Below are 13,406 nucleotides of genomic sequence, written 5' to 3' on the forward strand. Positions count from 1 at the left end.
GGCCGGGGTATTTGCGTTTCTAGGTAAAAAGGAGGGCCACCGGGTGCGTACACCCGATGGCCCACTTCTTTGTTGGCTACTTAATCACGACGAGGAGGTCGCCACCCTCCACCTTCGTCGGGCCCGGGACAACGACGCGGTCGATGACACCATCGATGGTGGCGGTGATGGAGGCTTCCATCTTCATCGCCTCGATAATGGCCACCGGGTCACCGGCCCTGACCTCGTCCCCCGCAGAGACGGACGCAGTCACGGCACCGGCAAATGGCGCGGCCACGTGACCCTCATTGTTCGGATCGGCCTTTTCAGCTGCCGGGGTGAGGTTCTCCGCCGATTCGTCGCGCACGGCTGTCGGGCGAATCTGGCCGTTCACGTTGAATACGACCTTTCGCATGCCCTTCTGATCTGGTTCGCCGATCGCGTCAAGCCGCACAAGCATCGGGGTGTTGGACTCTTCCAGCGGAATCGCCGTCTCCTCGCCCTCCCTCAGGCCGTAGAAGAACTGGCGGTCGGACAGGTTGGCCGTGTGCCCGTAGAGTCGACGAGACTCCTTGTAATCGGCTGTGGGGCCGGGGAACAGAAGGCGGTTCAGCGTGTCGCGACGCACCTCAGCGTCCTCGGAATTGAGGAGCTCTGCATCGGCGGGCTCCACCTCGACGAACGGCTTGTGCCCCTCGCCGCGCCCTTCGAGGATCTTCGTGCGCAGCGGCTCTGGCCAGCCACCGGGCGGGGTACCCAGCTCACCACGGAGGAAGGAGATGACGGAATCCGGGATGTCGTACTTCTGCGGGTCAGCGGCGAAGTCCGCCGGATCCACGCCAGCGCCCACCAGGTGCAACGCTAAATCGCCGACAACCTTGGACGAGGGAGTCACCTTCGTGGGGCGCCCGAGCATGTCAGACACAGCAGCATAGGTATCCTCGATGATCTCGAAGCGGTCTGCTAGTCCAAGCGCTGTCGCCTGGGCACGCAGGTTGGTGAGCTGGCCACCAGGAATCTCGTGGTGGTACACGCGCCCGGTCGGTGCATTGACTCCGGACTGGAACGGCGTGTACATACTGCGCACAGCCTCCCAGTAGGGCTCCATTTCCATGATCGCGTCCAGGTCAAGGCCTGTATCGCGGGAGGTATTAGCCACGGCTGCGACAAGTGCCGACAGCGACGGCTGGCTCGTCGTTCCGGATAGCGGTGCGGAAGCCACATCCACGCAGTCCGCACCGGCCTCTGCAGCCGCCAGGTAGGTGGCGAGGCCACCGCCCGCGGTGTCGTGGGTGTGGACGTGGATGGGGACGTCGAAACGTTCGCGGAGCGCAGACACGAGGGTGCGGGCAGCCGAGGGACGCAGGAGTCCTGCCATGTCCTTAATCGCCAGGACGTGGGCTCCGGTGTTCACGATCTCCTCGGCGAGGTGGAGGTAGTAGTCGAGGGTGTAAAGCTTCTCCCCTGGATCCGAAAGGTTACCGGAGTACGCCATGGCCACCTCAGCCACCGCAGTGCCGGTGTCCAAAACGGCATCGATGGCCGGACGCATCTGGGACACGTCGTTAAGCGCATCAAAGATACGGAAGACGGAGACACCCGAACGCTCGGCCTCCTTCACAAACGCCTGGCAGACGCTGTCCGGGTAGGGCGTGTAGCCCACCGTGTTGCGGCCGCGAAGCAGCATCTGGATATTGATATTCGGCATCGCCTCGCGCAGGCGATCGAGACGGCACCACGGATCCTCGTTGAGGAAGCGCAGCGCAACGTCGTAGGTGGCACCGCCCCATGCCTCCGCAGACCACAGAATCGGCGTGAGCACCGAGGTGACACGTGCCGCATCCTCCAGCGGGTTGGAACGGAATCGGGTGGCAAACAGGGACTGGTGCGCGTCACGGAAGGACGTATCCGTAACCGCAAGAGCCTCCGTTTCGCGCAGCTTGCGGGCAAATTTCTCCGGCCCCAGCTCGCGCAATTCATCGCGGGAACCGGGGAGTACCTCGCGCCCCTTCACACAGGGGAGCTTCGCCGAGGCATCGATCGCGCCCGCAGGCAGGGGCCCGTTCGGTTGGTTGACGGTGATCGTGCCGAGGTAGCTGAGCAGGCGGCCCGGTTCGTCGTCGGCAGGCGGTGCCTGCAGAAGATGCGGGTGATCCGGGATGAAGCTGGTAGAGATGCGCTTGTGGGTGAAGTCCGGCTCACGCAGGAGGGCACGCAGGAAGCCGATGTTCGTTGCCACACCGCTAACCTCGAACTCAGCCAGTGCGCGCTGAGCGCGAGCAACGGCACCGGAGAAGGAGTTACCCCGGCAGGTGAGCTTCACCAGCATAGAATCGAAGTGGGCCGTGATCTCGCCACCGAGGGCAGCGGACCCATCGAGGCGCACGCCACCACCACCAGGCGAGTGGTAGGCCGTGATGACACCGGTGTCCGGGCGGAACCCGTTGGACGGATCCTCGGTAGTGATGCGGGTCTGCAGCGCAAAGCCATGCAGCGCTACGGACTCTTGACTCAGCCCCAGGTCCTTCAGCGTGGCGCCGGCGGCAATGCGCATCTGAGCCTTGACAATGTCTACCTGGGTGACCTCCTCGGTGACTGTGTGCTCCACCTGGATGCGGGGGTTCATCTCAATGAACACATGGTTGCCGTGCTCATCAACGAGGAACTCGACGGTGCCAGCGCCCTGGTAACCGATGTGTTTACAGAACTTGACGGCGTCTGCACAGATCTGGTCGCGGAGTTCCGGATCAAGGTTGGGGCTGGGCGCGATCTCCACGACCTTCTGGTGGCGACGCTGCACGGAACAGTCACGCTCGAACAGGTGGATGACGTCGCCTGTCGCGTCGGCGAGGATCTGCACCTCGATGTGCTGCGGATTGATAACAGCCTGCTCGAGGTACACGCTCGGGTCACCGAAGGCGGAATTCGCCTCGCGGGATGCCTCGGCGGCCAGCTCCCGCAGGTGCTCGGCATCCGGGACGAAGCGCATGCCACGTCCGCCGCCGCCCGCAACAGCCTTAACAAACAGCGGGAATTCCCGGCCCTCGGCGTAGGACACGAGCGTATCGATATCGTCGGTGGCCTCGGAATCCTCGAGGATGGGCAGGCCCGCCTCTTTGGCGGCGTGTACAGCAGCAGCCTTGTCACCAGTCAGATCCAAAACTTCGGGGGTCGGGCCGATGAAGGTGAGCCCATTTTCCGCACATTCGCGGGCCAGCTGCGGGTTTTCAGAAAGGAAGCCGTAGCCGGGATACACGGCATCGGCACCGGATTCCTTGGCCACGCGCATAATCTCGTCGATGTCAAGATAGGCGCGGACGGGGGCGCCCTCCTCGCCAATGAGATATGCCTCCGATGCTAGTGAACGGTGGAAAGAACTGCGGTCTTCGATGGGGAAGATCGCCACGGTTTCCGCACCCGTCTCATACGCGGCACGGAAGGCACGAACAGCGATTTCACCTCTGTTGGCCACGAGAATTTTGGAAAATGAGGGGAGCAGGTGCCCCGCTGCCATGGCACCCTCGAGCTCCTGCGGATTAAGTAGCATGAAGCGACCTTTCATAAAAGTATGTAGCACGTCACACGTAGCTATTACAGAATACTAGGTCACCACTTAAAATGGTCTGATTTCTCATGCTTTATTTTTCACCCCCATTATTTTCGCCCCAGAGCACGTAGAACGGCCCCCGCGTGAGCGAAATAGGAAAGCATTCTCACACGGGGACCACCCCCTTCTCACCTAGCGGTGGGAGCTAGTCAAGAGCTAGTCAAGATCATCGTGCTTCACCAGCTGGCGCGCGGCCTCCGCGATGGACCCGGACAGCGTCGGGTACACGGCAAAGGAGTCCGCAATATCGGCCACCGTCAAACGGTTAGACACGGCGACAGCGACGGTGGTGATGAGCTCCGACGCGTTCGGGGCAACGATGACACCGCCGATGATCTGGCCGGAGTTGCGACGGCAAAACAGCTTGACAAAGCCGTAGCGAATGGAGCGCATCTTCGCACGCGCGTTGGTGTTCAGCGGCAGCGTGACGATGCGGGCCGTCACCTTCTGCTCCTCGATTTCCTTCTCAGTCACGCCGACAGCGGCGATCTCTGGTCGAGTAAACACGGCCGTGGCCACTGTCTTCAGGCGGATCGGATCGACACCCTCCCCCAGCGCGTGGTACATGGCAATGCGCCCCTGCATAGCGGCGACGGATGCCAGCGGGAAGAGATCCGTGCAGTCGCCGGCCGCGTAGATGCCGGAGATGTTCGTACGGGACACGCGATCCACGTGCACATGGCCCGACTTCGTCATCTCCACACCGACCTTATCCAGGCCAAGGCCGTCGGTGTTGGGGACGGAGCCAACAGTGAGGAGTGCATGGGAACCGAAGATCTCGCGCCCGTCCTGCGTGGTCACCTTGACCCCACCGTCTTCGGTGCGGGAGACGGAGGAGACGCGGCAGTTCTTTTCCAGGTGGACGCCGCGCTCAGAGAGAACAGCCTCAAGGGTGTCGGCTGCGTCGGCATCGTCGTGCGGCAGGATGCGGTCGCGGGACGCGCACATCGTCACCTTCACTCCGAGCTCCGCGAAGGCGGAGACGAACTCTGCACCGGTGACACCGGAACCGACGACGATGAGGTGATCAGGGAGCTCGGTGAGGTCGTAAACCTGGCGCCAGGAAAGGATGCGCTCACCATCCGGCTCCGCACCAGGCAGAACTCGGGGATGCGCACCCGTGGCGATGAGGACGAGCTCGCACTCAATAACTTCCTCCGTACCGTCGGCGTGGTCCACGTGCACGGCGTGGACGTTCTTGCTTGTCGGTGATTCCTTGAAGTAGGCGCGACCGGCAATGAGGCGTGTACCATTGAACTCCAGCTGGGCACGCACGTCAGCCGACTGTGCGCGGGCCAGTTCCCGCACACGCGCGTTGACCGAACCGATCTCGAGGAATTTTCCGTTTTTCTGGTAGTCGAACCCCATGTCATCTGCGCGGCGCAGGTCGGTACGAATACCCGTCGCCGCAATCAGCGACTTAGAGGGGACACAATCGTAAAGTACGGCAGAGCCACCGGAACCCTGATCCTCTACGAGGGTGACCTCTGCGCCGTATTTCGTTCCGGCGAAAGCAGCCTCGTAGCCCGCAGGGCCACCGCCAATAATGACAACTCGCTTAGACATGTTTCGTCACAGTTCCTTGAGTATCGTTGGATTTCGCGTGTACACAACGTCACACAAACGTCACTGTGTAGTCTAATGTCCGGCCGGTCCGCACGGGCATGCCAGCACTCCCCCTTCTCACCCCCGGTTATTGCGACCGGGGAAACACATCGTTGTTTTTGCTGCCCTAATCGAGGGTGAACCGGGAAGCGATAGACGCGAAGAGACGTACACCAACAGCAATGGCGCGATCGTCGACAAGCATATCGTCGCAGTGGAGGTCCTTCTTATCACCCTCGCCGGACCAACAGCCGAGCCTGGCCATAGAACCGGGAACATGCTCGAGATACCACGAGAAATCTTCCCCGCCGGAGCTCTGCGGTGCCTGAACGGCCGACGTCCCAGCGGCGGCCGCCAGGATCGCAGTTGCAACCTCGTCGTTAACCACCGGCGGCACCCCACGAATGTAGTTAATCTCATACGTGCACCCCGTCGGCGCAAGCACCTGGCCGATGAGCTCCTCCATGAGCGGCTGAATCGTCCGCCACACGCGGATATCCGCCGTACGAATCGTCCCCATAAGTGTCCCCTCCTTAGGGATCGCGTTAGCAGCGTGACCTGCATGGATTGAGCCGAACACGAGGACCGTACCGGTGCGCGGATCAACGCGCCTACTCAAAAGCGCAGGCAGCTGCGTCACCAGCTGACTCATCGCGAACACAACGTCGGCGGTCTGCTGCGGGCGGGACGTGTGCCCACCCGGGCCCGTGACCGTGATCTCCACAACATCACCCGCAGAGGTAATTGCCCCCGTACGCACGCCGATGGAACCGACCTTGAGCTTCGGTTCTGCGTGGATGGCATAGATTGCCGCCACACTATCGAGAACACCCTGCTCAATGACCTCCGGCGCGCCACCGTCCATGACCTCCTCGGCCGGTTGAAAAATAAACCGCATACCTGGGTTGAGGTCCGAGGCACACCCCGCCAACGCGCAGGCAGTGGACAACGCAACCGTGACGTGCAGGTCGTGCCCACACGCGTGGGAAACGCCGGGAACGACAGACGAGTACGGCAGCCCCGTCGCCTCCGTAATCGGCAGCGCGTCCATGTCTGCCCGGATGGCCAGCCGGTTACCGTCGGCATCGGGCTCACCGATGTCCACGTAGAGGCCGGTAGGCTCGAGTCGCACCGGCTGCAGCCCCACCGCTTCTAGCTTTTCGACGATGAAGTCGGTGGTAGCGAACTCCTCATGACTAAGCTCAGGATGCTCGTGGAGGTGGCGCCGCCACCCGATCGCTTCGGACTCGTGTTGCCGCAGCCACTCCTCCGCGGTGGCGGAGATGAGCTCACTGGTCATCAGGTTGCTCCCCTTTCATACCCTGACACCGCCCGACGTGGCGCTGTCACTGCTGAAAGCCTACCGCTAATCCGCTGGGCACCTAACATGGGGCATATGACACTTACATTCGGCACTGCAGGCCTCCGCGCCCCTGTCGGGCCCGGCGATGGCCAAATGAACGTCAAGCAGGTCACCCGCGTCACTGCGGGCTTGGCCAGCTGGTTTGCCGAGCGCTTCGCAGAGCTCAACCGCCACCACGAGGCACCCAGCTCACTCGAATCCGGAATCGGGCGCGCACTGTACGGCGACGAAGGCCCCATGCAGTTCGTCGTCGGACACGATGCCCGCTACGGCTCATCTATCTTCGCCACCACGGCCGCCGAGGTCCTCGCCGGGGCCGGCTTTGACGTCATGCTCCTGCCGAGCCCCACCCCTACACCCGTGGTGAGCTGGCTGATCCGCGAGCGCAATCTGGATGGTGGCATCCAGATCACCGCCTCACAGAACCCGGCCAGCGACAACGGGTACAAGGTCTACCTCGAAGACGGTGCCCAACTCCCCGTCGAGCTGGAAGCCGAGATCCTTACCAAAATTGCGGCCGTCGGCTCGCCTTTCGACGTCCCCCGGGTCACCGTCCGCCCCACCTCCGACCAGTTACGTCGCTACGTTGACAAGGTCGTCGCCCTCGTCGACCCGGAGGAGGGCGACCGCCTGCGGGTGAACAACGACCGCGCCGCCATCCGTGTGTGTTACACCGCCATGCACGGGGTTGGCGGCCGCGCCCTCACACAGGCCTTGCAGGCTGCGGGTTTCGCCCAGACATGGCCGGTGCCGGAACAGCAGCACCCCGATCCGACATTCCCCACCGTTCGTTTCCCCAATCCCGAGGAGCCCGAGGCTGTCGAGCGCGTCATCGCGACAGCGCGCGAGGTGGACGCCGACATTGTCGTCGCCCTTGACCCCGATGCCGATCGCTGCGCTATCGGTGTGGCAACCGGCAACGGACACTACCGCATGTTGCGCGGGGATGAGCTTGGCCCCCTGCTGGCCACACGGCTCCTCTCCACCCCCGATGGCACGCCCACAGTGGCTACGTCCGTCGTCTCTTCCCGCCTGCTCAAACGGATCGCCGAGGACAGGGGCTGGGAGTACCGCGAAACACCGACCGGTTTCAAAAATCTCACTCGCGCTGCCGGCTCACCGGATCAGCTCAGCTTTGCTTACGAGGAGGCAATCGGCACGTGCCCGTACCCACAGCTTGCGGCAGACAAAGACGGCATCTCCACGGCACTTATCGCCTGCTGCTGGGGCGCCGAGCTCAAAAGCCGGGGTACGACGCTCATCGACGAGCTTCACGCGCTCCACAGAAAATACGGGTACTTTACGGGTACCCAGGTATCCCTGCGCTCGTCGGATCCGCAGGAAATTGTCAGCATGATCGCTACCCACGCCCCTAGCGAGGTCGCGGGAATTCCGTTCACCACGACCCCTTTGCCCGCCGCACGCGGCGTGCTCATGACCGGCCATTCACAGGTGGCCAGCATCAGGATCGTAGCGCGCTCCTCCGGCACGGAAAACAAGACCAAGGTCTACATCGAGGTGTCCGATACTGACACCCCCGAGCACGCCGACGAGATCTGCGCTGCCGTTGCGGAGGAGACGAGGGCTTGGATGCGGAAGCTTTAGTCGTCCAGACCCCGGAGAACGTCGAGAAGCTTCTTCTCCGCCGCACTCAACGTGTCGACGGCATCGGAAAGCGTGCGCCACTCCTCGTCGCTGAGCCCCTTCGGCCGGATGAGCTGAACATCATAGGAGGGGTCATCAGCTGTACCTGCTCCCGGCGCGCCACTTGTCAGGTGCGACACTGAGAAACGAGCAACATCCTGCGCGGTCTGAGGCCAGGTCAAATTGACGGAAAGGGACGGATAGTCGTCCTGCTCACAGCGCTGCTGCACCTGCTGATTCGCGCGCGGAAGAAGAACTGCCGGCGGGACGTGAAGCGCAAGCGCCAACGAATAGATCATCTTCATGCTCGGATTCGACGGGTGCTGCGCGCGGTTCTGGTTTCTTTCCAAGTTCGATACCTGGTTGCGGGTATAGCCGGAAAGTTCTCCAAGACGCTCTTGTGTCAACCCTCGCATATTTCGCAAAATACGAAGACGTTTACCTAACTCTAGGCCGTAGCTCGGCCAGTAAAAAAGATCTGAATTAACATCCACACATTCATGATGCACGCTATGTTGTGCACCGTCTGCCAAACTGGTTGTGTACGGATAAAAATTTCTTACTTATTTGTTACGAACTTAAAAACACAGGGAAATCAGTACAAATTCTGTATTTTTCCCATAAATCATAAAAATGAGTCCCCGCATAATTGCGGGGACTCGTGGGGATCGGCTACAAATCGATATTGCGCGGACCGTAAAGGCGGTCTCCGGCATCACCAAGACCGGGGACGATATACGCGTCTTCGTTGAGCGACGGGTCGATCGCGGCGGTCACCAACCGCACCGGGTAGCCGGACTCCTTCAGCGCATTCACGCCCTGCTCGGCGCTCACCATACACACCGCGGTGATGTCCCGTGCCCCGCGTTCAACGAGGAGTTTGATGGCGTGCAGAAGGGAACCGCCCGTGGCGAGCATCGGGTCCACGAGGAACACCGTCTCGTCACTCATGTCGTGAGGGAGCGCCTCCAAATACGGCACTGGCTGGTGCGTCTCCTCGTCGCGGGCGAGGCCGATGAATCCGACCTGCGCATCAGGAATCATGGAAAGAGCGGGGTCGATCATGCCCAATCCGGCACGAATAATGGGGACAATGATCGGAGGCTTCTTCAGCTGCTTGCCCGTCGTAGAGGAAACCGGCGTATCCATGAGGAACTCTTCGATTTCCAGATCGCGGGATGCCTCATAAATCAGCATGGCGCCGAGATCGGCAAGGGCCGCGCGGAACCCAGAGTTGTTGGTTCGTTTGTCGCGCATGATGGACAAGCGCGACTGCGCCAGGGGGTGGTCGATGATGGTGATCTGCATAACCTCATGGTAAAACAACCCGACAAATTGGCGGGAACCAAACCGGGTCGCAAACACGTCTAACGAATATGCAGCCATTACAGTTTGATCCGCTTGCCGCCCGTGACCTGGTAAATAAGCTCGTCGCTGGCGCGGAGGCATGTGTCCCACCCGCCGTCAACATCACATCCCAAATCGCAGCCACCCCCGGTGTCGGGGGGTTCGGAATGGCCCTGATATCCGCCGCAGAGAAGACGGGAAAGGAGATGGCCTCCGTGTGCAACATTGCGCTCGACATCGCCGCCTCCTCGCGGCGCAGCCTTGAGGATATAGAACACCACGATGAGGATCTCGCCCACGCACTAGAGGTGGCACTATGATTGCCGAAACCGCCGAGCGCATCTCCAGCCTCGCCCCACCACAGAACGTTCTTACCGGCGCGGGTACGCCCCCTGATTTCTCTGCTGCGCCGCAGCTGGCAAAGATCTTTGGCGCGGACGCTGGCCCCCTCCTCACCTTGGGGAAAGTTATCGCTAAGGATGTGGGCACGATAGCCAAAGCCGTACAGATGGCTACACCGCTCCTCGCCTCCGCGTTGAAAGACCTCATTGCCCTCGTCCAGCGCTTCATCGCTGAGGCCGCGCGGCTCATCGCGCAAGCGCTCGTCCCCAACCCGGCGACAGCTGCGGCCGCCCTTGCACAGCTGGCGGCACTGCCGACAAAGTACATCTCAGCTGCGCTCGCCCGGGCTGCACAGCTAGAAACCGAGCTCGCACCAGCCACTGCGCTCCTGCGCACCGTGGGCACGACTCCGCTGGAGTTCCATGGAACCCCAGTTCATGATGGTGACGCGTCGACGGCTGAGAAACCGCGCACGGTCGCTATGGAACTCTCCTCCTCCACTGCCGCTGCACCGAAGGCCCTCCAAGCCGTCGAAAAGGCCAAATCACAGCTCGGTACCCCCTATGTGTGGGGCGGACAAGCGCCTGGCCGTGGCTTCGACTGCTCCGGCCTCGTCCAGTGGGCTTACAGGGAGTCTGGCGTGGAACTTCCACGCACAGCTGCCGCTATGGCTATGGGCTCGAGCGTGCCACAAAGCGCGCTCCAACCAGGTGACCTCGCAGTGTGGTCCGGCCACGTGGCAATGTGCATCGGGGACGGCAAGATGATCGAAGCCGGCGACCCTGTTCAGATCAACCCAGTTCGCACGACAAACATGGGGATGCCGTTTAAGGGGTTCTTTAGGCCTACTGCCTAGGGCAGGTGCGTTATCATCTGTAGGCATGGCAGCTACAAAGAATTCCGCTATTGTCCCCATCAAGCTCCGGCTCACTGAGGGCGATGTCTACACCCTGTACGCGCCGGCGTGGAAACAGCACGGCGCGCAGTGGGAGGCGTTCGCCGGCGACGATGCCCACATCTTCGTCTTTAGGTCTCCCGCCGAAATCCTCGCCTGGCTGGAAGCGAACCCGGAAAATGAGCTCACTGAGCACCCCGCGTGGCCACGCTTCTCCGCGCGCGGAGACGATCGCGTAGTTCCCGACGAGCGGCACATCTACAGCCTCATCGAGGTGCCCGCATACCTGGCAGATCGCGCCTCCTATGAAAACGTCACCGCCACGCAGCGCTGCATGGAGGTAGCTAAGGCGCTCGGCAACGTCGGCTCGCTGGCACCTGTTAATACCTTCTTCGCTTCCCACTCTATTTTGGGCAACTTGCGGCGTGGCCACGAGCACTACGCCTCGGAGGAAACCGCTGGCGAGTGGACGGGCATCGGTGCGGTTGTCCTCGATAGCTGGGAGAAAGTTCTGGACGCAATTGACGAGGCCGTCGTCATCCCGGACAGCGACGCTGACGCTGTCGCATCCGCGCAGTCACGGGTGGATGCCGCCGTGGCCGCAGCGACTGCCGCAGCTGCTGCAAAGGAAGAAGGGTCTGCCGCGACTGCGCAGGAAGCGGAAAACATTGATCCGTACGATGCCTCCGTGTGGGCGCACGCCGGCATCGATCCCATTCAGATCACTGTGGACGGCAAGACGGTGTACACACTCCGCAGCTTCGTCGAGAACCAACCGGTATTCCTCGGCAGCTTTGGAAAGATCTTCACGTTCAACAACCGTAAGTCGCTCGCCCGCTGGCTTATGGACCACGACGATCACGATATTGCCAAGCTGTCGACGTGGCAGATCATCAAGGACGAGGCCTCCGTGGGCAACCTCGATGTCCTTGTTCACGACGACAACACCTACGTGCTCACCGGCATCAAGGAGGACATCGCCAAGGGACCGGACTCCGTCGACGTCAAGCAAATGGGTCGCGCAGTCGAGCTCTTCGCCGACACCGCAGACTGGGCGCGCGACGACTCAATGAACGCCACGCTCCTGGCCAACCCCACCTTCGACCGTTACATCAAATACATGCTCGGCAACGAGGGCGGCTACGTTCCCTCCGCCCCGTTCACTGACGAGGTCAACGGCTGGAAGCTGCTGGAAAACACTCTGACTGAGCGCTTCAGCAAATTCTAACTACTCAATGCCCTCCCGCTTACTTGCGTCAGCAGCGACGTGCGCGCTCCTCCTTGCGAGTGCGCCCGCCATCGCCCAGACAACGACCACGCCGCCACCACCGACGACGCCAAACACGGATAGCTGCCCGTACGCCGTCGCGCCACCGCCGCCGGTCGACCACTCGGAGGAGCCAAAGCCAGGAATGGCTACACCCACGCCCCTCCCCGCCCCCACTCCTGCCCCCGGTGGACCCGCCATGAGCCACTGTGGGGTGTCGGTTCCGGAGGGTTTTTCGCTTCCCGACGGTCTGTTGGCCCACTCTTTCCTCGTCTTCGACCTGGATACTGGCGACATCTACGCTGCTAAGGATCCGCACGGCCGTTACCGTCCAGCATCCATCATCAAGGTACTGCTCGCCAGTGTGGCCATCGACCGGCTCTCTCTCACCGATTCAATGGAGGTCACCGCAGAGTCGTCCGACCAAGAAGGATCCTCCGCAGGCATCGGCCCCGGTGGCCGATACACCGTCGAGGACCTTCTTCACGGTCTCCTCATGGCCAGTGGCAACGACACCGCTCACGCGATAGCTCAGCTGCTTGGTGGCGATGAGGAAGCCCTCCGCATGGTCAACGCCCGCGCTCTCGATCTGGGGTCCACTGACACCCGTGTGGCCACGTACTCCGGTCTGGACAGCGCCGGCATGCAGACCAGCGCCTACGACATGGCTCTTTTTTTCACCGATGCCTGGTCCAAACCCACGTTCCGAGAGATCCTCGGCACCGAGAAATACGACTTTCCGGGTTTCAAAGACAACCCTGGGTTCGAGATGTGGAACGACAACCGAATGTTATTTGTCAACGAGAACGCGCTCGGCGGCAAGACCGGTTTCACAGACGATGCCCGCCACACGTATGTCGGTGCGATGAACCATAAAGGCCACCGACTCGCAGCCGTCATCCTCGACGCTGAAGCCTCGAAAAAGCGCGCGTGGGAGATGGCGGAAGAACTTATTGAAGCCACCGATCCGGAAACGATGACTCCCGTCGGCACACTCACCCAAGAAAAACCGAGCGAGCAGCCGACCACCACCGCGCAACCTGCACCACCTGCGGATCCCCCACGATCAAATGCTCATCTCGCGGCATGGGGCATCGTTATCCCCATCGCTGTCCTTCTCCTTGCCGTCATCGTGGCAAGCCTCATGTCGCTCATTGGGGGTGCGAAAAGGAAGTAGGCATGCCGGATAGCCCGACTTCGTCGGGCTATCGTGCAGGCTGACTTGTCAGCCCGGTGGTGATGGGTCGATGGGCATGCCGAGTTGCATCCGGGCAAGACGGACCGCCCCGCCTTGGGCGCACGGGTGCATATTCAACTGGAGGGGTCCGCCGAACGCGGGCTTCCAATACTCCAACCC

11 protein-coding genes and 1 pseudogene are annotated in these 13,406 nt (G+C 61.8%); 5 read left to right on the forward strand and 7 right to left on the reverse strand.

What is annotated here, in order from left to right; translation table 11 throughout:
* Nucleotides 1-76: 76 nt before the first annotated feature.
* The 3 genes from HMPREF3044_RS09650 to HMPREF3044_RS09660 form a co-directional block, all read right to left on the reverse strand.
* Nucleotides 77-3,493 carry a pyruvate carboxylase gene (locus HMPREF3044_RS09650; RefSeq protein ID WP_050765600.1) on the reverse strand — a complete coding sequence of 1,139 codons (3,417 nt, stop codon included), beginning with the start codon at nucleotides 3,491-3,493 and terminating at the stop codon, nucleotides 77-79.
* A gap of 249 nt (nucleotides 3,494-3,742) precedes the next feature.
* Complete coding sequence (locus HMPREF3044_RS09655) at nucleotides 3,743-5,152, reverse strand: NAD(P)H-quinone dehydrogenase (protein WP_005390363.1); 1,410 nt, start codon at nucleotides 5,150-5,152, stop codon at nucleotides 3,743-3,745.
* Nucleotides 5,153-5,318: 166 nt separating this feature from the next.
* The gene (locus HMPREF3044_RS09660) at nucleotides 5,319-6,491 is read right to left on the reverse strand and encodes an amidohydrolase (protein ID WP_005395015.1); all 1,173 of its coding nucleotides are present in this window, start codon (nucleotides 6,489-6,491) and stop codon (nucleotides 5,319-5,321) included.
* Nucleotides 6,492-6,578: 87 nt separating this feature from the next.
* Here HMPREF3044_RS09660 and HMPREF3044_RS09665 point away from each other — a divergent pair, with 87 nt between their 5' ends.
* Nucleotides 6,579-8,159, forward strand: a complete 1,581-nt coding sequence (locus tag HMPREF3044_RS09665; protein WP_070741210.1) for a phospho-sugar mutase — start codon at nucleotides 6,579-6,581, stop codon at nucleotides 8,157-8,159.
* Here the strand turns inward: HMPREF3044_RS09665 and HMPREF3044_RS09670 are convergent.
* Nucleotides 8,156-8,707 carry a helix-turn-helix domain-containing protein gene (locus HMPREF3044_RS09670; RefSeq protein WP_081446529.1) on the reverse strand — a complete coding sequence of 184 codons (552 nt, stop codon included), beginning with the start codon at nucleotides 8,705-8,707 and terminating at the stop codon, nucleotides 8,156-8,158. The genes HMPREF3044_RS09665 and HMPREF3044_RS09670 overlap by 4 nt on opposite strands.
* Nucleotides 8,708-8,870: 163 nt before the next feature.
* Nucleotides 8,871-9,506 carry a uracil phosphoribosyltransferase gene (gene upp / locus HMPREF3044_RS09675; protein ID WP_034989304.1) on the reverse strand — a complete coding sequence of 212 codons (636 nt, stop codon included), beginning with the start codon at nucleotides 9,504-9,506 and terminating at the stop codon, nucleotides 8,871-8,873.
* A gap of 68 nt (nucleotides 9,507-9,574) precedes the next feature.
* On the opposite strand from upp, the gene HMPREF3044_RS09680 reads away from it, so the two are divergent.
* Genes HMPREF3044_RS09680 through HMPREF3044_RS09690 form a run of 3 tightly spaced genes read left to right on the forward strand, consistent with a single transcriptional unit; the run spans nucleotide 9,575 to nucleotide 12,010 of the window.
* On the forward strand, nucleotides 9,575-9,865 hold the full coding sequence (locus HMPREF3044_RS09680) for a hypothetical protein (RefSeq protein ID WP_005390369.1): 291 nt from the start codon (nucleotides 9,575-9,577) through the stop codon (nucleotides 9,863-9,865).
* Nucleotides 9,862-10,743, forward strand: coding sequence for a C40 family peptidase (locus HMPREF3044_RS09685; protein ID WP_005395011.1), 882 nt, complete (start codon nucleotides 9,862-9,864; stop codon nucleotides 10,741-10,743). The genes HMPREF3044_RS09680 and HMPREF3044_RS09685 overlap by 4 nt, the downstream gene beginning before the upstream one ends.
* Nucleotides 10,744-10,768: 25 nt before the next feature.
* Nucleotides 10,769-12,010 (forward strand): hypothetical protein, encoded by a 1,242-nt coding sequence (locus HMPREF3044_RS09690; RefSeq protein ID WP_070741211.1) that lies wholly within the window; start codon nucleotides 10,769-10,771, stop codon nucleotides 12,008-12,010.
* Here the strand turns inward: HMPREF3044_RS09690 and HMPREF3044_RS13420 are convergent, their stop codons facing one another.
* Nucleotides 12,011-12,208: a hypothetical protein gene (locus tag HMPREF3044_RS13420; protein WP_231286089.1), complete on the reverse strand. Its 198-nt coding sequence runs from the start codon at nucleotides 12,206-12,208 to the stop codon at nucleotides 12,011-12,013.
* Here HMPREF3044_RS13420 and HMPREF3044_RS09695 point away from each other — a divergent pair.
* Nucleotides 12,195-13,226: a D-alanyl-D-alanine carboxypeptidase family protein gene (locus HMPREF3044_RS09695; RefSeq protein WP_236589133.1), complete on the forward strand. Its 1,032-nt coding sequence runs from the start codon at nucleotides 12,195-12,197 to the stop codon at nucleotides 13,224-13,226. The genes HMPREF3044_RS13420 and HMPREF3044_RS09695 overlap by 14 nt on opposite strands.
* Before the next feature lie 48 nt (nucleotides 13,227-13,274).
* On the opposite strand, the pseudogene HMPREF3044_RS13425 reads toward HMPREF3044_RS09695, so the two are convergent.
* Nucleotides 13,275-13,406, reverse strand: a pseudogene (locus HMPREF3044_RS13425) (HNH endonuclease); the annotation flags it as partial.

The sequence above is a fragment of the Corynebacterium sp. HMSC073D01 genome, from assembly GCF_001815555.1.
GTDB classification, from domain to species: Bacteria; Actinomycetota; Actinomycetes; order Mycobacteriales; family Mycobacteriaceae; genus Corynebacterium; species Corynebacterium glucuronolyticum.